The 18,414-nt window shown below is 34.0% G+C and carries 16 protein-coding genes and 1 pseudogene; 10 read left to right on the top strand and 7 right to left on the bottom strand.

Going from position 1 to position 18,414, the window contains the following annotated elements:
* Window positions 1-195: 195 nt before the first annotated feature.
* Window positions 196-552, top strand: a complete 357-nt coding sequence (locus F5ESL0259_RS06385) for a DUF6176 family protein (RefSeq protein ID WP_122037879.1) — start codon at window positions 196-198, stop codon at window positions 550-552.
* Between the two features lie 89 nt (window positions 553-641).
* Here F5ESL0259_RS06385 and F5ESL0259_RS06380 read toward each other — a convergent pair whose 3' ends face one another.
* The 3 genes and pseudogenes from F5ESL0259_RS06380 to F5ESL0259_RS06370 all read right to left on the bottom strand — a co-directional run bounded on the left by F5ESL0259_RS06380 (window position 642) and on the right by F5ESL0259_RS06370 (window position 3,750).
* Window positions 642-1,907, bottom strand: coding sequence for an ABC transporter permease (locus F5ESL0259_RS06380; protein WP_122037878.1), 1,266 nt, complete (start codon window positions 1,905-1,907; stop codon window positions 642-644).
* Entirely contained in the window at window positions 1,904-2,587 is a 684-nt protein-coding gene (locus F5ESL0259_RS06375) for an ABC transporter ATP-binding protein (RefSeq protein ID WP_122037877.1), read from the bottom strand. The genes F5ESL0259_RS06380 and F5ESL0259_RS06375 overlap by 4 nt, the downstream gene beginning before the upstream one ends.
* Before the next feature lie 90 nt (window positions 2,588-2,677).
* A pseudogene (locus tag F5ESL0259_RS06370) lies at window positions 2,678-3,750 on the bottom strand (S66 peptidase family protein).
* A gap of 229 nt (window positions 3,751-3,979) precedes the next feature.
* On the opposite strand from F5ESL0259_RS06370, the gene F5ESL0259_RS06365 reads away from it, so the two are divergent.
* The 9 genes from F5ESL0259_RS06365 (at window position 3,980) to F5ESL0259_RS06325 (ending at window position 15,286) form a co-directional block, all read left to right on the top strand.
* Window positions 3,980-4,294, top strand: coding sequence for a PadR family transcriptional regulator (locus F5ESL0259_RS06365; RefSeq protein ID WP_158596002.1), 315 nt, complete (start codon window positions 3,980-3,982; stop codon window positions 4,292-4,294).
* Entirely contained in the window at window positions 4,287-4,910 is a 624-nt protein-coding gene (locus tag F5ESL0259_RS06360; RefSeq protein ID WP_122037875.1) for a DUF1700 domain-containing protein, read from the top strand. The genes F5ESL0259_RS06365 and F5ESL0259_RS06360 overlap by 8 nt, the downstream gene beginning before the upstream one ends.
* A gap of 25 nt (window positions 4,911-4,935) precedes the next feature.
* Window positions 4,936-5,802 (top strand): DUF4097 family beta strand repeat-containing protein, encoded by an 867-nt coding sequence (locus F5ESL0259_RS06355; RefSeq protein WP_122037874.1) that lies wholly within the window; start codon window positions 4,936-4,938, stop codon window positions 5,800-5,802.
* 262 nt (window positions 5,803-6,064) lie between these two features.
* Window positions 6,065-6,514, top strand: a complete 450-nt coding sequence (locus F5ESL0259_RS06350; RefSeq protein ID WP_110446411.1) for a PTS sugar transporter subunit IIA — start codon at window positions 6,065-6,067, stop codon at window positions 6,512-6,514.
* Between the two features lie 3 nt (window positions 6,515-6,517).
* On the top strand, window positions 6,518-6,835 hold the full coding sequence (locus tag F5ESL0259_RS06345; RefSeq protein ID WP_046325322.1) for a PTS fructose transporter subunit IIB: 318 nt from the start codon (window positions 6,518-6,520) through the stop codon (window positions 6,833-6,835).
* A gap of 1 nt (window position 6,836) precedes the next feature.
* Entirely contained in the window at window positions 6,837-7,934 is a 1,098-nt protein-coding gene (locus F5ESL0259_RS06340) for a PTS fructose transporter subunit IIC (RefSeq protein ID WP_122037873.1), read from the top strand.
* A gap of 65 nt (window positions 7,935-7,999) precedes the next feature.
* Window positions 8,000-10,672: a glycoside hydrolase family 38 C-terminal domain-containing protein gene (locus F5ESL0259_RS06335; RefSeq protein ID WP_122037872.1), complete on the top strand. Its 2,673-nt coding sequence runs from the start codon at window positions 8,000-8,002 to the stop codon at window positions 10,670-10,672.
* Window positions 10,673-10,680: 8 nt separating this feature from the next.
* Complete coding sequence (locus F5ESL0259_RS06330; RefSeq protein WP_122037871.1) at window positions 10,681-13,302, top strand: glycoside hydrolase family 38 C-terminal domain-containing protein; 2,622 nt, start codon at window positions 10,681-10,683, stop codon at window positions 13,300-13,302.
* Window positions 13,303-13,354: 52 nt separating this feature from the next.
* The gene (locus F5ESL0259_RS06325) at window positions 13,355-15,286 is read left to right on the top strand and encodes a PTS sugar transporter subunit IIA (protein WP_122037870.1); all 1,932 of its coding nucleotides are present in this window, start codon (window positions 13,355-13,357) and stop codon (window positions 15,284-15,286) included.
* Window positions 15,287-15,751: 465 nt separating this feature from the next.
* Here F5ESL0259_RS06325 and hxlB read toward each other — a convergent pair whose 3' ends face one another.
* The 4 genes from hxlB to F5ESL0259_RS06305 are packed head-to-tail and all read right to left on the bottom strand — an operon-like array spanning window position 15,752 to window position 18,413.
* Entirely contained in the window at window positions 15,752-16,294 is a 543-nt protein-coding gene (gene hxlB / locus F5ESL0259_RS06320) for a 6-phospho-3-hexuloisomerase (protein ID WP_122037869.1), read from the bottom strand.
* Window positions 16,295-16,302: 8 nt separating this feature from the next.
* A complete protein-coding gene (locus F5ESL0259_RS06315; RefSeq protein WP_122037868.1) occupies window positions 16,303-16,749 on the bottom strand; it encodes a PTS sugar transporter subunit IIA in 447 nt (148 codons plus the stop codon).
* Window positions 16,749-17,036: a PTS galactitol transporter subunit IIB gene (locus F5ESL0259_RS06310; RefSeq protein WP_110446404.1), complete on the bottom strand. Its 288-nt coding sequence runs from the start codon at window positions 17,034-17,036 to the stop codon at window positions 16,749-16,751. The genes F5ESL0259_RS06315 and F5ESL0259_RS06310 overlap by 1 nt, the downstream gene beginning before the upstream one ends.
* Before the next feature lie 18 nt (window positions 17,037-17,054).
* Window positions 17,055-18,413 carry a PTS galactitol transporter subunit IIC gene (locus tag F5ESL0259_RS06305; protein ID WP_110446403.1) on the bottom strand — a complete coding sequence of 453 codons (1,359 nt, stop codon included), beginning with the start codon at window positions 18,411-18,413 and terminating at the stop codon, window positions 17,055-17,057.
* Window position 18,414 lies beyond the last annotated feature (1 nt).

Below are 18,414 nucleotides of genomic sequence, written 5' to 3'. Positions count from 1 at the left end.
TTTTTCAGAAAAGTATGGGAATACCTGATATTTAAAGCTTCTTGAAATTTAGTCAAATAAATGTTATTCAAACTAGGTCTTAAGAAAGCGCTAGTTATTTATTTTTAACGAATTACACCATTTATTATAAAAATTTAAGGCACCAACATAAGTTTGGTACCTTTTGTTTAGATTAGATAGGATTAAAGTAGAATTATGACAAAAACTGAATTAACCCGTTTTCGCATTAAAAAAGGAAAAGAAGCGAAGGCACAGGAATGGATGGACTTTTTAAATGAACATCATCAAGATACTGTAGCAACAATGGCGGGAGAAAGAATGTATATTGAGACTGTATTTAAAGAGGAGTGTGCGGATGGTTACACATACTTTTATTGGTATTCTATGCAAGGAGAAGGAGGAAATGCAGTCGAAGATTCGGATAGTTATATTGATCAAAAACACTTAGAATATTGGGACGAGTGTATAGATACTGCATATAGGCCAGTGGATATGAAAGTGATGGAAAAACTAGTAGCATCTAAAATCAAATGTATTATAGATGCTGATTAAATAAAAAATCTAATAAGGTGTAGTTATTTGAATAAAAGAAAGGCAAAAAACGTCAGATATTATCTGGCGTTTTTTAATGTTGCAATTATTTATTCATATCTTAAAGCAGTGATGGGATCTAATTTTGCTGCTCGTTTGGCAGGCAGTGTTCCTGCTAAAAAGGTAATTAGACAAATGATGCCAATAATTAGTATGCTACTAGTCCAGTTGAACTGAATTAAGGTAAAACCATCCAGCCCTTTTAAGAATGACTTAGCAGCAAAATTGTTTATGGCACTACCTAAGCCCATTGCCAGTAATAATCCCAATGAAGAGCCAAACAAACCAATTAAGATCGCTTCGCAGCTGAAGATGGAAAATACTTTACCTTTGCTAAGCCCTAATGCCTTCATAAGACCAATTTCTTTTGTACGATCTCTCACTGACATGTACAAGGTATTAATTACTCCAAAGCAGGCAGCTACTAATGCGATAGCTCCAAAAACAATTAAAACCCCAGTGACTGCGTTGAATGTTAGGAAAAGTTCATTGACTGCTTCCTTAAGAGTCATACCGGAATATCCTTTTTTAGTTAAATTATCTTCAACTTTCTTAATGCTGCTGGCACTCTTGTTAACAGGAGTAGCAATAACACTAACATACTTATCTTTTAATGCATGCGGAAGACCTTTTTGGTTGGCGGCAATTATTTTTTGCCCTAAGCCATTACTGTAAATGGCAAAACCTTTTGATACTATACTATCATTTCTGACTCCAACAACCGTAGCAGATATTTTGGTTTTTTTCCTGGTAACGGGTGATTTTGTCACTAAAGTAACTTTTTTACCGAGTGCATCTTGAGCATTTTTGAAACCATAAGATTTAACCATTGGTTTAGTGATTAAAATCTGGGCCTTTTTTCCGCTAGTTGCAACTTGGTGACCAACTTTCAGGTCGTAATTGATTCCTTCCGTTATTTGCGCAATTATAAGATATTTAGTTTTATTAGGGCCTTGGACATAGTCAACATCACAGTCCTTTAACGCTTTAAAATCTTTTAAGCCTTTAACAGATTTGATTTTTTTAACGTCGTTTTTGTCCATCATACCATCAGCGTTTTGGCTGCTCTTCTTGGTATTATATTTTTGAGGTTCATTCGTATCTTGACTGGAACTCCCAGGCAAAATAGACATTTGCTCAGTTTTACCAACATTGCCGACTTGCTTTTTCAAATAATCATTAACACCATTATTAATACCCATAGTAATGGCAATAGTTAGGGAACCAATGAAAACAGCAATAATGGTTAGGAATGTTCTTCCTTTATTGTGCCATAAGTTTGTAGCCGCCGAGTTAAGAATATCATGAAATTTCATTGCTGTGTTCCTCCTACCACTTGACCATCTTTAATCTGAATCTGACGTTCACACTTTTTGGCTAAATCCGGATCGTGGGTAACAATTATTAAAGTGATATTTTCTTCTTGATGTAATTTAAATAAAATATTTTCAATATTCTCGCTGGTAGCTGAATCCAAATTTCCTGTCGGCTCATCAGCAAAAATGATTTGGGGATCATTGACTAAAGCACGTGCAATACAGACCCGTTGCTTTTGTCCCCCTGATAGAGCACTGGCCTTATTTTTGACTTTACTTTCTAATCCAACTGCCTTGATTGCTGCTAGAGCTTTTGTACGGCGCTCTCTGCCTGTGACTCTAGCTATTTTTAGAGGGAGCATGACATTTTCCAATACGCTGTCTTGAGCGTTTAAGAAAAACTGTTGAAAAACAAAACCAAATGTTTGATTGCGCAGCTTATTTAATGCTTTATTCTTAATTTTACTTGTGGGTTTATTATTTAAAAAGACGCTGCCAGTAGTGGGGTGGTCAAGAAGTGCCAGGATGTGCATCAAGGTAGACTTACCCGAACCACTTTTGCCAATGATAGCCACCGAATCACCTTTGTTAATCTGTAAATTTATTCCACGTAAGGCATCAAACTTAGTTGCACCTTTGCCATAGGTGCGAGTTACACCACGAGTTTCAAGTAAACTCATAGATTTTCCTTCTTTCTTTGTATCGCTGTAATATATATATAATACACAATGACTAAAAAAAGGCAAATATTTTTTTAAAATAATTTCAGATTAGGCAAACCAGGGTTCCAGAACTTTTATCTCTGGTTTTTCAAAATCAATTTGTGTTAGCGCGCCGTATGGCAGAGCAGCACGGGGATAAGCATGTCCAATATTTACATTATATAAAATTGGTGTATTAAAGGTAGCAGTCTCTTCCAGTAAGACTTTTTTATACTCAGAAAAATATTTTTTATCCTGCGGTTTACCAACTAAAATAGCTCGCACATTGCCTAAAATACCCACTTCAGCCAATTTAGCTACTTCTTTACGATAAAATTCAGGAGCTGGTTTTTCTTCGCATGTTTCTATAAATAATATTTTATCTTGAGCTTCTTCCTCTGTAAGCATGAGATGATATTGACTGGCGATAGGCGGTTCGTCTTCATAACGATTAGGGACTAAGTCATTGTAAAGGCTATCAATACAACCACCCCATAGTCTTCCCCGAATTTTTCCGTGACCGCGTAGCACCTCATAACCAGTATCTTGGTGGTTTATCCTTTTTTTGCCAACTTGGCTGATTGAATAATCAGTTCTTTCTTCATACCAGGTTTCACTAGCAGGAATGATGGTTGCAGGTGAATTCTCAAAATAATGATTTAAACTTTTTTTGGTGTAAGGTAAAAGTTCGTTTTCTAGCTCTGCAAAATCAGTTAAAAAGCTTGGACCATAAAAAGTTTGCATTCCTAACCTGTAAAACATTAAATGATTATTCGTGGTATCAGAAAAACCACTAAACAACTTGGGATGCTCAAAAACAGCAGTTTTAAATTCCTGATCTGCCATTAAATAAGGCAGTGTCTTGTAGGTATCATCCCCACCAATTGCGGCAATGATTCCTTTGATATCTGGTTCTAAAAATGCTGCTTTTAAATCGGCAGCGCGTTTAGCAGGTGACTTTTGATGTATTTAATACCGCTGAGAGCATGGGGCATAAAAACAGGCTGTAAACCAAGTTGCTTCATGTGTTTAATTCCTTGTTTAAGTTCATGAGAAGCAAAATTCTCTCCCAGAGTACCAGCTGATAAACTGACTATTGCTATCTTATCTCCAACCTGTAAATGTTGTGGTTTCATTAACATAGATTGAACCTCCACTATTAAAAATAGTTATTAGTTTTTAATCATACTATAAAAACTTGACCTAGAAAACCTTAGTGAGTATTTAAAGAACAAGTAAGAAATTATGTTTGATAAGTTAGAGAATGTAAGAACAAAGGAAAAAATTCAGTGAAACTTTCAATAATTGCTTGAAAGCATTTTGATTAAGCTCTACAATATTATATATAATATAATAATGGAGGAAATAATTATGACGATAGTAATTTCAAATCGTCTTCTTGATGGAGTTGTCTTAGCTTTTATTAAAGAAAACAGTGGTTATAGTCGTGGAATAACAAACTGGGCTAAAGCAACTTTTGGTATTTCTGAGTCTGCCATCTATCCTGTCTTGAAAAGATTAAGGGAAAACAAATTCTTATTAGTTGGTACCAGGCTTTTTCAGGGAAGAAGCAGGAATTACTATCAAATTACTGCTTCAGGTAAAGCAGAATTAAAAACAATTAAAAAAGAGTGGTACAGTTTTAGCACTAAGATAAATCAAATTATGGGAGAAGAAAATGAATAAAGTTATTGATAATTATATTTTGCAGTTAAAGCAAAATCTTGTTAATTTGCCTAATTCTGATATGCAAGATGTTGTGGAATTTTATCAGGAGTTTTTACTTGACGGCAATTACCATAATGAATCAGAGATAATTGCTGAGTTAGGGACTCCCAAGCAATTAGCACGCAAAATTATGGCGGACTATTCAGTTTCAATACCTGAAAGAGAAGAGGCACACAAAACCAGCTCCAAGTCTAACTTAAAAACCATTTGGGTTATTTTATTGGGAGTTCTGGCTGCACCCATCGGCATACCATTAGCATTAGCAGCAGTAATAGTTATGGTAGCAGTATTGATTGCATTGGCCGCAATCTTTATTGCTTTAGCTATCATTATTACCTCTTTATTCATCGCTGGTGCTTTTATATTGATTAGATCGTTTGGACTGCTTTTTGGTGGCTACTGGGCTTCAGGCTTTTTCTATGTTGGAGGAGGTTTAGTTTTAACATGTATCAGCTTAATACTATTCCCAGTAATTATGAAGTTTATTCGCTTCCTAACTGCAGAATGTGCTGCTTTTTTTCAACACATTGGCCGGAAAATTTTCAAGCAGCGTTACTATAAAACCAATGTTTAGATGAGTGAGGAGGATTGGATTAATTATGAAAAAGTTTTATCGTATATGTGGATTGGCCATAACTGTTGGTCTTGTTATGATGCTCGTTGGCTGGTCTAATAACGGTGTAAGACCAATAATTGCTAATCATAACCACTTTACTTTGACCGCTATTGATGATTCTAAGCTCACACGTACATATACTTCAAACCACAAATTTAATAAAGTTTTTATTCAAACTGATTCCTCTGATGTTTTTCTTCATTCGGGCAAAAAATACCAAGTTAATGTTACTGGGGTTAATCCAGATGCAGTACAAGTCAAATTAGCAAATAACCGTTTGGATATCTATGAGCCCAGACCTATTGCAATCAATTGGCGTAAAATTGGTTCCAAAATTGACGTAACTGTCCCTCAAAATGTTCACTATACCGAATTTGATAACGACAGTGACCACGGAAACATCAGGTTAAAAGACCTGAAAGCTAATGCAAATTTTGTGAGTTGTATGGATGGTTATTTAGATATTGATAATATTGACGCGAAAAATACAAGTTTAATAACTGGTGGCAACCATAGATTAACAATCAATAACTCTGATCTGGGTAATGCAGAAGTTAAAATAGATGGAGGCTGGTGCAGACTTTCAAATTGTCGTTCAACAATGACTCTGGATGCTTCTAGCGCTAATATTACAATTAACAATTCACAACTTAGCAATAGAAATTCTTTTACTTTACAAAGTAGCAATTTAGTAATTAAAAATACGCCTAACCTAAGTTACCAGTTGACAGCAGATGGCAAAGCAATTAGGTATAAGGGTTCAAAGCCCTATGAAAACTTCATCAAAAAGAACTCCAAGAAAAATTTTCTTTTGGTTGATTCAACAGAAGGAACTATTACTATTAAGTAAAAATTATAGCAGGCTCTTTTATCATCAAACTAAGTCCTGAAAGTCAAGTAACTTTCAGGGCTATTTTTATAGTTAAACTTTTAGAAAAAACTTAGATTATAAAACAGTTTGTATTAAACAAACCTAGTTAAACAGGATTATGACTACATTAAATATGATTTTTCCAATTTAAATGGAAAATACTGGTACTTACAAATTAATTATTAAAAGATAATATATTTATTGAAAAGGTTTACAAATAAGAAAAGAAGTGAAGACATAAATGAAATTTTCTGCCGATGATGTTTTTTTAGATGTCAATGAAGCTAGCGTAGAAGACTTTTTACAATATGCGGCCAAAGCGGCATATGATGCAGGCTATACCAATGACATTGAAAAATTAGATCAAAGCTTTTTGGCAAGAGAGCAAGAATTTTCAACAGGACTTGAAGATGGCTTTGCAATTCCGCATGCTAAAACAACAGCGGTTAAAAAACCGGGTTTTCTTTATTTTAGATTAAGTCAGCCTTTAAACTGGAAGACATATGATAAAAAGCCAGTCACTGATGTTTTCGCATTGATGGTCCCACCCGAAAATGCAGGAGACAAACATTTGCAAATGCTGGCCAATTTATCAACGGCATTGTTGGAAAAAGATTTTAAAGAAAAATTACGCAGCCTTTCTTCTAAAGAAATGATTGCACAATTTATTAATGAAAAGATTGGAGAATAAAAAATGAATGTAGTAGGAGTTTCTGCTTGTCCAGCAGGCTTGGCCCATACCCCAATGGCAGCTAAGGCTTTAGAAAAAGCTGGTAAGGAATTAAATTGGAATGTCAAAATTGAGCAACAAGGAATGATGGGACCAGTTAACGCTATTTCCCAGAAAGAAGCAGATGCAGCTGATTTTGTCTTAATTGCTTCTGATCAAAAAATAACTAGTATGGACAGATTTAAGGGCAAGCCAGTTATTCGAGTAGATATTAACACTTGCATTAAGGCACCTAAAGCTGTTTTGAAGAAATGTGCTGCTGCAATTAAGAAGGAGAATTAGTATGAAAAGAATTTTGAAAGAGTGGGAAGGAGCAATCATGAGTGGGATCTCATACATGATCCCAACTGTTATCGGTGGTGCACTTGTTGTTGGTGTACCGCAATTGATTGGTATGTGCTTTGGCTATGGTAATTTATCTAAGTTTGCTAAAACCGGTGGCTTTTTCCATATTCTTTATCAAATAAACTCAGTAGGTTGGATTGGTATTGGCTTAGTTAACTTGGTAATTGGTGGCTATATTGCTTACGCTCTCGGTGACAAACCAGCTTTAGGTGCTGGTTTTATCGGTGGTCAGTTAGCTACTAATAATCAACTTGGCTTTATTGGAGCCATCGCTGCTGGACTCATTGCCGGCTATGTAGCACGTTGGTGCCGCAAGATTAAAGTTCCAGATAAATGGAATTCGGCAATTGAACTTATTGTCATGCCGCTTTTAACTGTTGGCTCAGTGGCGCTCTTTGTAGGTGTTATTTTAACGCCACCACTAGCTTGGATTAATAATGGCTTAACATCTTGGGTTAAGTATATGGTCGAACAAAAGACTAATGCTGTCTTATTAGCTGCCATTATGGGAGGCATGATCGGTGTTGACCTGGGTGGACCAGTTAATAAAGCAGCTTGGGGAGTAGGAAACTTCTTCTTTATAGAAGGCATTTATCAGCCATGTTTATATACCAACATTGCTATTTGCGCTATTCCAATGGGTTATGCGCTTATGAGTTTCATTTGGCCTAAGAAGCGATTTTCTGCCGAATTATTAGAAATGGGACATAACAACTTAATTATGGGAACTTTTGGTATTACTGAAGGTGCGATTCCATTCATGATGAAGGCCCCACAACTGATAATTGTTAATGTACTTGGTGGAGCTCTAGGTTCGGCCACAGGTGCATTTTTAGGAGTGAAATCCCATATTCCACCTTTAGGCGGTTTACCCGGAATTTTGACTGCAGATAATATTTTTGCTTATCTTGCTGGTATTTTTGTTTGTGCTTTATTTATAGCTATAGTTGCACCATTAATTGCTGACTTCACAGATAAAGATTCATCAGGCGAAGAATCAGTGAGTGACGATGATATCAAGCTAAATATTCAGTAGAAAATAAAAACTATAGTTTAAGAAAATATTCCTTTTAAGCTATAGTTTTTTATTTAGGAGACAGAATGATAAAAAAAGTTTTTGTGGTCCCGCATACTCACTGGGACAGAGAATGGTTTTTTACTTCAGAACGAGCTAAAGCATATTTAATTAAAGACTTAAAAGATGTAATTGATCATTTAGAAAAAAACGAAAAGTACGGTAGCTTTTTATTAGATGGTCAAACTTCTTTAATTGAAGATTATTTATCTTGGCGTCCGCAAGATATTGAGCGTGTAAAAAAATTAGTTAAAGAAAAGAAACTTTTCTTAGGACCATGGTATACCCAAACTGATCAGTTCATGGCATCTGGTGAAAGTATCATTAATAACCTCAGAATCGGGACAAGTGCCGCATCTGATTTAGGCGGATACATGAATGTAGCTTATGTACCGGACTCGTTTGGTCAAGAGTCAAGTTTGCCGCAAATATACTCTAGTTTTGGCATCAAAGATGCAGTTTTATATCGTGGCTTTTCAATGGCGGACACTAAAAAATCTGAATTTATTTGGCAGGGTGAAGATGGTTCCCGAATCAATGTGTTTCGCATGGCTTGTGGCTATTTTATCGGGGGCGTAATTGATGAAAATAAGTTATCAGCATTAATGAAAACTGAACCCTTCAAAACTGTAGTCCAACAAGCAACAACAAATAACATTTTATTTCCGAATGGTTCAGATATGGCTCCATTAAGACATGACTTGCCAGATTTAATTACAAAGTTAAATGATGCTAACGAGAAAGAATACCGATTTAAGGTAGCATCGTTGCCAGAATATATTGACGCAGTTAAAGAAGATAAACCTGACATGGCAGTGGTTAGAGGTGAACAGGATTGTGGCAGAGATATGCGTGTTCACAAGTCGATCTATTCTTCTCGAGCAGATATCAAAAAATTAAATACGGAATTACAAAATTATCTCACTAACATTGTGCAGCCTGTTTTGTCCATGGGCAGTTATTTTGGTCTAAATTATCCTTTTGCAGCAATAAAAAGCTTGTGGCAAAAAATGGGTAAAAATGCGGCACACGATTCAATGGGTAATTGTGTATCTGATAGAGTTAACAATGCGATAAAAATGCGGTATCTGGAAGTGAAAGATACTGCTGAAAGCTTAGTTGATTCTACTTTACGGTTCATTTCTACACATATTAAAAGTGAAAAGCATCCGATTACTTTGACAGTATTTAATACATTGCCCTTTGTAAGAGACGAAGTAATTAATAAGACTCTGTATATTCCAAGTCGCAATTTTAAGATTGTCGATTATGAAAACAATGAGATAGCATACGAAATTAATTCAATCAAAGATAACACTAATTTGATAAAGGGTGCCACTATCCAACTAAATCCGGGAGAAAATATTTATACTCCGAAAAAAGTTTACTGTATCAACTTGAATATTGATTTTGGTGAAATTCCGCCTTATGGTTATAAGCAATTTTACCTAATACCACTTGAGGACAAGGAAATAGAGTTAAATAAATTAGCAATAGCTGATTCGAAAATTGAAAATGAGTATTATCAAATTTCTGTTAACACAGATGGCAGTTTGAATATTTTAGATAAACTGAATAAAAAGCTTTATTCAAATCAAGCAATTCTAGAAGAAAACGGTGACGGGGGAGATTCATATAATTATTCACCTGCAAAAAAAGATTTAATAATCTATTCGACTAGTCAAAAACATCAGGTGCAGGTATCGCATGGCAAATTGCAAGATAAATTAATTATCTTGTTTAATTACATGGTTCCTAAAAATTTGGAAATGAGAAGTCAGGGAATAACCGACACTGAAATGCCTGTAAAAATGGTTGTTAAATTAACCAAGTCCGCTAAAATGATTAAGTTTAAAGTTCAAGTTGACAATACTAAGCCGTTGAGTCACAGGCTCTGCGTTGATTTTGCTAGTCAACTTGATACTAATTTTAGTATTGCAGATATTCAATTTGGCACAATCAAACGTCCTCTTGCAAAAGAGAAAGACTTAGCAGATTGGGCGCAAAATCAAGAAAAATGGCAAGAAAAACCAATTTCTATCAATACAATGCAAAGTTTTGTGTGTCTTTCAAATGCTAAAAGAAATATAGCTGTTATTCCTCAAACGGTCAGAGAATATGAGTGTACTAGTAAAAAAGATTCTGTTATAAGGCTAACTCTTTTCCGCACTTTTAGCATGCTAGGCAAAAGTGATTTATTATATCGTCCTGGTCGCGCCTCCGGGGATGAAACAGTCCCGACGACTAACGCGCAATTAAATCATAAATTGGAATTTAAATTTGCACTGACTACAGGACAATCCAGTTATGATCAGTCAAATTTAGCTAATGAAGTTAAAGACTACGAATCTCCTTTGCAAGTCTATGAATATGCAGAATTTTTAAACGGTAGGCTAACTTTTCCACTGAATCCGTGTAGACAGTTTTTAGAACCTGAATTTAGCTTATTTAAAACTGAAAACAAGTTGACAGTAAGTACAATTGAAAGATCAAGTTCTGGTCTAGGATATTGTTTACGACTCTATAACCCCAAATTTCACCAAGTGAGTGAACAAATTACGTTTGCTAAACAGCCAAAGATAGTTCAACTAGTTGATTTAAGGGAGCATATTTTACAAGATTTAAAAATTAAGAATAAGCAAGTAATTTTACCAAAAATTGGGCACGCTAAGTTTATGACAATTTATTTTGAGTTTTAGGAGATATTATGGTTAAAGCATATTTTGTTAATCACACCCATTGGGATCGTGAATGGTACTTTACTACGCAAGATGCACAGGTATTGAGCGATCAATTATTTACAGAAGTATTGAACGAACTTGAAGAACATCCGGAGGCTAATTTTACTCTTGATGGTCAGATGTCTATTGTAGATGAATACGTTGAGATTCATCCTGAAGCCAAAGGTAGAATTCATAAATTAGTTAATCGTGGACAACTCTTCATTGGACCTTGGTATACTCAAACAGACGCTCTTGTCCCTAACGCTGAATCTTTGTTGAGAAACTTGATTATCGGAATTTTAGAAGCCAGACAAAATTATGGTGAACCGATGCTATTAGGTTATTTACCAGATACCTTTGGTTTCAACGCAAATTTACCGATGATTTTAAATCAAGTGGGAATTCATGACTTTCTATCATGGCGCGGTACGAATTTTAAGAGACAAACTAAATCCGTCTATTTTAAATGGAAAGCGTTAGGTGGAAAAGCAGTATTTGCTGCCAATTTTCCTTTAGGTTATTTTACTGGGCAAATAGATCTAGAATCAAAGCGCAATTTAAAGGATTTTGTCAAAAATCGGCTGGATAAAGGAATAGATTTTGAAGCATTACACGGCAACAATTCTGAAGTCCTTGTACCCTCTGGCATAGATCAAATGAATATAATTCATGATCTTTCAAAGACAATTGCTCAAGTAAATCAGTATTCTAAACATGAAGTTGTAATTAGTTCATACCCCGAATTTATGCAAAAATTGCGGACAAAAAAATTACCTGAATTTCAAGGAGAACTGAGATATCCAACTTATTCCAGAGTTCATAGAACCATTTGCTCTGTCAGATCTAGAAATAAACGTAAAAACTTTAAACTTGAACAAGTTATAACTCGGCGTTTGGAACCTTTAATGGTAATCGCCCAATATGCAGGTATTCCAATTTCAAATGGCATAGTTGTTAAGTTATGGAAATTGTTGTTCAAAGTGCAACCACACGATACGATGGGTGGCAGTGTTACTGATAACGTGGCGTTAGATATCAATGAGCGCTACAAACAGGCTTTTGAAATAGCAGATGGTTTAGAAAATTACATTAAGAAAAGGTTGGCTCAACGGCTTTCATTATCAGATCATGACGTTTTGGTTTTTAATACTGATCCTTATAGCTTTAAGGGACGGAAAGTCGTAGAAATTATTTCCAGTTCTGCTAATGTTAAGTTTCCAACTCAAAATAAAGCAGTCATTGTGGACTGTAAAGAAGTCAAATCTAGACCTCATATTATGCAGTTAACTCCTAATGGTTATGAATTTAAAGATGAATCTGGCTATTTCAAATTAAAAGTTAGTTTATATATCGAAATGAAGGGATTAGGCTATCAGGTTATTCATTTTGAGAATAGTGAGAGCGTAGTGCCTAAGCTTAGGCTACAAAAGGGCGGTTCAATTGCAAATAAGGAAGCCACAGTTAATTATCTGGATGGCAAATTTAATTTAGTTACTAAAAATAAAACTTTTACGGATGTCATCAGTGTTTATGATCAAGCAAATGATGGTGACACATATGACTTTTCACCGCTAAGAAATGATCACGAAATGCGCCTTCCGTGGCAGGGAAAAATTAAGGTTGCTAAGGCAAAAGACATCGAGACACTACAATTAAGTGGTTTCTGGTCATTACCTTACGATTTAGAGGACAGAGCTAACAGTCAAAATGCGAAGCAAGTAGCGGTAAATTTCCAGCTTACTTTGACTATGGTTGCTAATTCTCCAGTGATATCAGCTAAGTTGATAGTGGATAATCAGGCTCTTTCTCACCGCTTAAGACTTAGATTGAAAACTGGTCTTGAAACAGATAATGTTCATGCACAAATCCAGGGTGGATTTAGAAAAACAACTAATGAAAAAATTGCTGATAACTGGAACGATGAATTTGTTGAAAAACCGGTGAATATTTATATTTTTGATCGTTGTGTCGGTTTAAATAATTCAAAGGTAGGATTGTACTTTTTAGGAGAAGGTCAAAAAGAATATGAAAAAAAGGATGATTCACTTTTTATTACTTTAATGGCTACAACCGGTCAGCTGGGGAAACCGAACTTATTATGGCGACCAGGTAGAGCTTCTGGTGACACTACATCCGTTGGCCATGTGATGATGTCTACTCCAATGGCACAAGAGTTAAGTGTTAATGAGTTTAATTTTGGTTTATATGTTCCAAGCGGAAGTCAATTAAGAGAAGAAAATCTGTCTCAAGTTATTTCTAGATGGTATTCTCCTGCAGTCAGTTACCAAATGCAGAAACATAATCTGTTCGTAAATAGGCTAGATAACAAATTGTGGGATGTAGAATTTGCACCAAATTTGCCTCAACTTAAGAAAACCGAAAATTGGCTGAATATTAATAGTGACATTGAAGTTTCTGCACTTTATTTGTCTTATACAATAAAAAAACATTTGGTACTGCGTCTGTCTAATATGACTAACATAGAAAAAGATGTTTCATATCTTAAAGATAAAGATTTTATTGAAGTTGATGGCTTAGAAAAAATTATTGCACAAGATTTTAAAATTGCGCCTTATGACATGATTACTTTAATAAAAAAGATCTAGGTTAAGCGCAAGTATTTACTGAAAGAAGTGCAAATGAAAATGAGGTGATAATTTGAAACTATCCTATAAACGATTAGGACAAATTCTTGAACTTTTATTAAATGATTCTGCCAATCGCTACGTTTCAACCTCCTTTTTAGCACAAAAGTGTAATGTAAGCACGAGGACTATCAGATCAGATATTCAAGCTTTAAATAAAGAATTAACTATTTTTAAGGTGACTATCAAAAATAAACGGAGTGCTGGTTTTTATTTAACAAATGTAGATGCAGAAACTAGAGCTAAGTTACTCAAAGTTGCTAAAAGTGATTTGCCGGTTACTAGGTCAGAGGAGCGTATTGCTGCAGTTGAGCAATATTTACTGGTAAATGATAGGGTAAAATTATCAGATTTAGTGGAAAAGTTTTTCATTAGTGATAATACCTTTTTTTCATACCTTGTAACTATTAAAAAAGAATTTAGTAAATTTAATCTTAAAGTAAATAAATCAAATGATGTTTATAGAGTAAAAGGTTCTGAAGCAGATAAACGAAACTTTATTATTGCAAAGTTAATTAATAAAAAATCAGATAATTATATCATTGACTTCACTGAAAAAGAAAGATCCATTTTAGCTAATGTCGATCTAGATAAGTTAAAAAAACTTATCCATGCGTTTTTAAGACATTATAGTTATCATATTTCTGACATTAACACTAAAAATATTATTTTGCATTTCGCATTAACTATTTCACGAATCAAATTAAACTTTCATTTGGAAGCAAGTACACATGCAAATATCAAAAAGGATGTGCTGCAAAATTTAAAAGAATTATTTGTAAAAATAGAAAGAGAATTTGCAATTAAACTAAATCAAAAAGAAAAAGATGATTTGGTATATCACTTTGCATTAAACTTTCCTGAATGTGTTATCTATACCAATAAGTCTAATGCTAAAGAAAGTATTGCAAAAGCGGTCACCTTTTTTTTGCAAAATATTAAGAGTGAATTTGCTATCAACCTTTTAAACGATCAGGAATTGCGGGTGAATTTAATTCAACATTTGACGAATTTAGTTAAGATTAAAAAAGTAAATGGTAAGCGTAAAAACCCATTATTAAATGTGATCTTGTCGACTTTTCCTTATGCCTATGAAATAACTGCCTATTCTGCTCCCATTTTGGAACACATGCTAGATCTTAAATTAGATGACGATGAGTTGTCTTTTATAACTCTTCATATTGGTGCTTCGATTGAAAGACAAGGCAATCGTTCTTCAAAGAAAAATGCGGCATTGATCTGTGGTTCTGGAGTATCAACTGCAGTTTTGGTAAGGGCAAAATTGGAAACACAGTTTGCCTCGTTTTTGAACATTACCGGTACTTATACTTATGATGAATACTTAGAAGGCAAAGCAAATAATAACGATTTTTTGATTTCAATGGTACCTATTAGCAATGCTGCCGTGCCAGTAATACAAATAGATTTAGCAAATTTTCACAATGATATTTTACAATTATCAGATTATTTAAAATCACTTAATAATCCATACCGGGCAATTGATAAATTGTTTGATGAAGATAATATTTATCTATTAAAAGCGAAATTGTCTAAAAATGAACTTTTAGATATGTTAATTAAAAAATTAGAGCAAAAAAAGATCGTCAATAAAGACTTCAAAGAAAAAGTATATGAAAGAGAAAAAATGTATTCAACAGCGATTGGTGGAAAAATTGCAATACCGCACTCTTTGGGCTATGCTACTAATAAATCTAAGGTTTGTTTTGCACGTCTTTCACAGCCGATTATATGGGATGAAAAAAATGAAGTAAAATACGTTTTTTTATTAGCAATTGCTCGACAGGACTATTTAAGTATTCAAAAATTATTTGATTTTATTGTCGATTTACAGACTAATTCTACATTTAGAGAAATTATTGATAAAAGTTCTACTCCTAACGATGTTAAAACAGCAATCAGTAAATTGATTCAAAATAGTTATTGAGATGATCTGATGTTAAATAATTAACTAAAAAAATTTATTCTTTTCAACATGCATTACTACATTTTTTTGACTTATTTTAAAGGATCGTAATACTCATTAGTTGATGTGAATACATAAGTAAAAAAATTTATATAATTAATGAAGGCACAAGATTTGGATTTCCAACTTGTGCTTTTTATTTGTATATTACTAAAATTTAAACCTGATTTAAAGTTAATTCGCCTTGATCATATCTATTTCTAATTATAGTACTAAGGGTAGTACCTAATTGAATTTATTGAATTTTTCAAAACCACAAAGCATCTTTAAGATATGTTAAAGTACCTTCAGTTAACCCATCATCAAGGAAATTGTTTTAAAGTACATGGTTTTTAACTACAAAAATACCCCCAAATTTGTCATAGACTTTGGGGGTTCATACCAATATTTATTGGTTTTTATTTATATATGAGTTTCAATTTTTAATCATTCAATATCGGCATGGTTCTGTATCATTTGTTCCTCTGTAATATTAAGTTCTTTCATTAATCTCAAAACGATGCTGTCAAATAGAAGTAGTGAAAACTGTTCAAACAAAGCTCCCATTGGTTGAATAGATTTATTGTGCTCAAATTTTGATTGGGCATTAATTTGCACAACTATTTCACAAAATTGCGCTAATGGACTATTGTTATCAACAGTAAAGAGAATTTCTTTTAAACCGTTATTTTTTGCTATCTTCGCCTGGGCTATTAGTTTCTCTGATTTTCCCGAAGCAGAATTAAATATTAATAAGTCATTTGAATGTGTATGAGGAGAAGAAATTTCTCCAACAACGCTAACTTCTAGTCCCAATTGCAGTAACCTGTTAGCAAAGGATTTTATCATTAAGCCTGAACGACCTGAACCTGAAAAATAGATATGATTACTATTTATTATTAATTGACAGATTCTATTTAAAGTTTTTTCATCTACTGGATCATCAACACTATTGATTTCTTCGCATATTTTTTTTAATTCAAATGCCATATATTTTCCTAATTCAATTTTTGATAAAGATATTCTTCTAACTCTTTATCTTTCTTATTTTTAACACTTTGTAGAAAATCTTTATTTTGAAATAGTTTCATAAGGGTACGCAACATGGTTAAATGTTCATCACCTTTTGCTAAAGCTAAATTAAAAATAAAACTACATTTCACATCTTTTGATTTATCATCCATGCGACCAAATTTTACTGGATGAGAAAATCGAACAAAGCTAACACTGCTTGTGTTGACAAAGTTTTGATTTCCATGTGGAATCGCAATGCCTAAATCAGAATTAACTTGTAATCCTGTAGGAAAATCTTTTTCCCTTTCAATGCAGGCCTTAGTAAATTCATTAGATATTAAGTTTTCAGCTAATAACGGTTTTCCAGCAATTTTGATAGCTTTTTGATAATCTGAAATAATATTATTGTTTGATTGTACAAAGATTTTCATTATTTGATCAGCTCGTCTTTTATTTCTTCCAAAACTGAATCCTCGTTTATACCCGTTAAAAGGGCAGTTCCTACAATTATTGGTGTTGTAACATTTGGCTTATCTAATTTAGTGGATGAAACGATTAAATCATAGCCATTGAAAACATCATCTGTGCAGTCCATCAAAGATTTTTTATCTAAATTCACGTCAGAAACGCTTTGGTCATTCAAATAATCTTGTAGTTCTGCCAACATAACAGAAGATGATGCAATTCCATTTCCACAAACTACTAACACTTTTTTCATGATATATCTCCTTAATTTCTATTTAGCTAAAGAATTTTGTCTACGTTCGTACTTTTTAAGCCAATAACCAAAAGCAACTATTATCAAGGCAATCACAACATATGACCACAAGCCAAGACGAGAAGCTTCAGCAAACAAACCTGTAAATGGATTAGCTGATGGATTTAATGATGAATACATAACACCATTTTTGGCACCACTGCCAAATTCTCTGAACACTTGGGTTGTTGGTTTGGCCATCCAAGAAGCTATATATAATCCTGGAGTAAACATTAAAATTGAAGTAATCCAAGTTCTAATAATGTTGCCATGAAAAATAGGAACCATACATGCAATAAAGAATACAAATTGGGATAAGTCACCCATCGGCATGACTTTATTGCCAGGAAGAAAGACTGCAATAATTTCGATGACTGGGATTAAAAGCAAGGCTGGTGCAATTACGTCAGGATTTCCTATTACTAGTGCAGTATCCATACCTACTGTAATATCACGGCCTTTGAAGGCTTTAGTCATTTTCTTTCGAACAGCATTTGATAAAGGCACAAGACCTTCCATCATGATTGAAGTCATTTTTGGTAACAAAAGCATAACGGCTGCTAGGTACATACCTAAATGTAAACTTTGAATTATTGTATCGCCAGGATTTGACCAGTTATAACCGGCAAACCCCAAGAGAACACCAATGATAAAACCTACAATAGTAGGATCACCAAACACGCCAAATTTTTTCTGAATTGTTTCTGCAGTGACATTCCATTTTCTAACTCCTGGAATATGATCAAAGATCCAATTCATAGGGTAGGCAAAAATCATATATGTATTTGCAACGGGGTGTGAAATAGAAACTCCTTCAGGTAGATTAAAGAATTTTTCATTCTGCTTAGCTCCTAAATCAGCCATAAATAATGCCCACATATGAAAAATACCAGCGGTAAGTAAACCATACCAGAAGTTGCCAGAGTAAGCATATACAATCGCGCCCATTGAGGCGTTTTGGTGTAGGTTGAAAACATCGACATTAATACAATCTGTCAACTTTAACAGTAATAGAATAATATTAATACCTACGCATAAAGGAATAATAACTGCTCCAACTTTTGAGCCGAACCCCATAACTGCTGTCGCTGCACCACCAACGTCAATTGCTTGCAATGATGAGCCAGTTCTTTTAGCTAAGCCAGTGATTGCTGGTTGCATTTTATCAAGCATGAAAGAAGTAACCATGGTCAAAGCTATAAAACCAATACCAACTTTCATGGCAGAAGAAATTGATTCTGCCCATGACCGACCTACAGCCTTCATCAACACTAAAAATATTAAAGGAATAAAAATAAAGTTACCAAGATTATTAATAAATTGAGTAATTATTTCCATT

The organism is Lactobacillus sp. ESL0259, assembly GCF_003693045.1.
Taxonomy (GTDB): domain Bacteria; phylum Bacillota; class Bacilli; order Lactobacillales; family Lactobacillaceae; genus Lactobacillus; species Lactobacillus melliventris.
Note: the sequence above shows the minus strand (reverse complement) of the source record. Positions and strands in the feature narration are given on the sequence as shown.

Excerpts from the sequence above, each read along its gene's own strand:
- F5ESL0259_RS06315 (WP_122037868.1), bottom strand. The coding sequence starts at position 16,749 with ATGAAAATCTTTGTACAATCAAACAATAATATTATTTCAGATTATCAA.
- F5ESL0259_RS06330 (WP_122037871.1), top strand. The coding sequence starts at position 10,681 with ATGGTTAAAGCATATTTTGTTAATCACACCCATTGGGATCGTGAATGG.
- hxlB (WP_122037869.1), bottom strand. The coding sequence starts at position 16,294 with ATGGCATTTGAATTAAAAAAAATATGCGAAGAAATCAATAGTGTTGAT.
- F5ESL0259_RS06345 (WP_046325322.1), top strand. The coding sequence starts at position 6,518 with ATGAATGTAGTAGGAGTTTCTGCTTGTCCAGCAGGCTTGGCCCATACC.
- F5ESL0259_RS06350 (WP_110446411.1), top strand. The coding sequence starts at position 6,065 with ATGAAATTTTCTGCCGATGATGTTTTTTTAGATGTCAATGAAGCTAGC.
- F5ESL0259_RS06310 (WP_110446404.1), bottom strand. The coding sequence starts at position 17,036 with ATGAAAAAAGTGTTAGTAGTTTGTGGAAATGGAATTGCATCATCTTCT.
- F5ESL0259_RS06360 (WP_122037875.1), top strand. The coding sequence starts at position 4,287 with ATGAATAAAGTTATTGATAATTATATTTTGCAGTTAAAGCAAAATCTT.
- F5ESL0259_RS06385 (WP_122037879.1), top strand. The coding sequence starts at position 196 with ATGACAAAAACTGAATTAACCCGTTTTCGCATTAAAAAAGGAAAAGAA.
- F5ESL0259_RS06305 (WP_110446403.1), bottom strand. The coding sequence starts at position 18,413 with ATGGAAATAATTACTCAATTTATTAATAATCTTGGTAACTTTATTTTT.
- F5ESL0259_RS06335 (WP_122037872.1), top strand. The coding sequence starts at position 8,000 with ATGATAAAAAAAGTTTTTGTGGTCCCGCATACTCACTGGGACAGAGAA.
- F5ESL0259_RS06340 (WP_122037873.1), top strand. The coding sequence starts at position 6,837 with ATGAAAAGAATTTTGAAAGAGTGGGAAGGAGCAATCATGAGTGGGATC.
- F5ESL0259_RS06365 (WP_158596002.1), top strand. The coding sequence starts at position 3,980 with ATGACGATAGTAATTTCAAATCGTCTTCTTGATGGAGTTGTCTTAGCT.
- F5ESL0259_RS06375 (WP_122037877.1), bottom strand. The coding sequence starts at position 2,587 with ATGAGTTTACTTGAAACTCGTGGTGTAACTCGCACCTATGGCAAAGGT.
- F5ESL0259_RS06355 (WP_122037874.1), top strand. The coding sequence starts at position 4,936 with ATGAAAAAGTTTTATCGTATATGTGGATTGGCCATAACTGTTGGTCTT.
- F5ESL0259_RS06380 (WP_122037878.1), bottom strand. The coding sequence starts at position 1,907 with ATGAAATTTCATGATATTCTTAACTCGGCGGCTACAAACTTATGGCAC.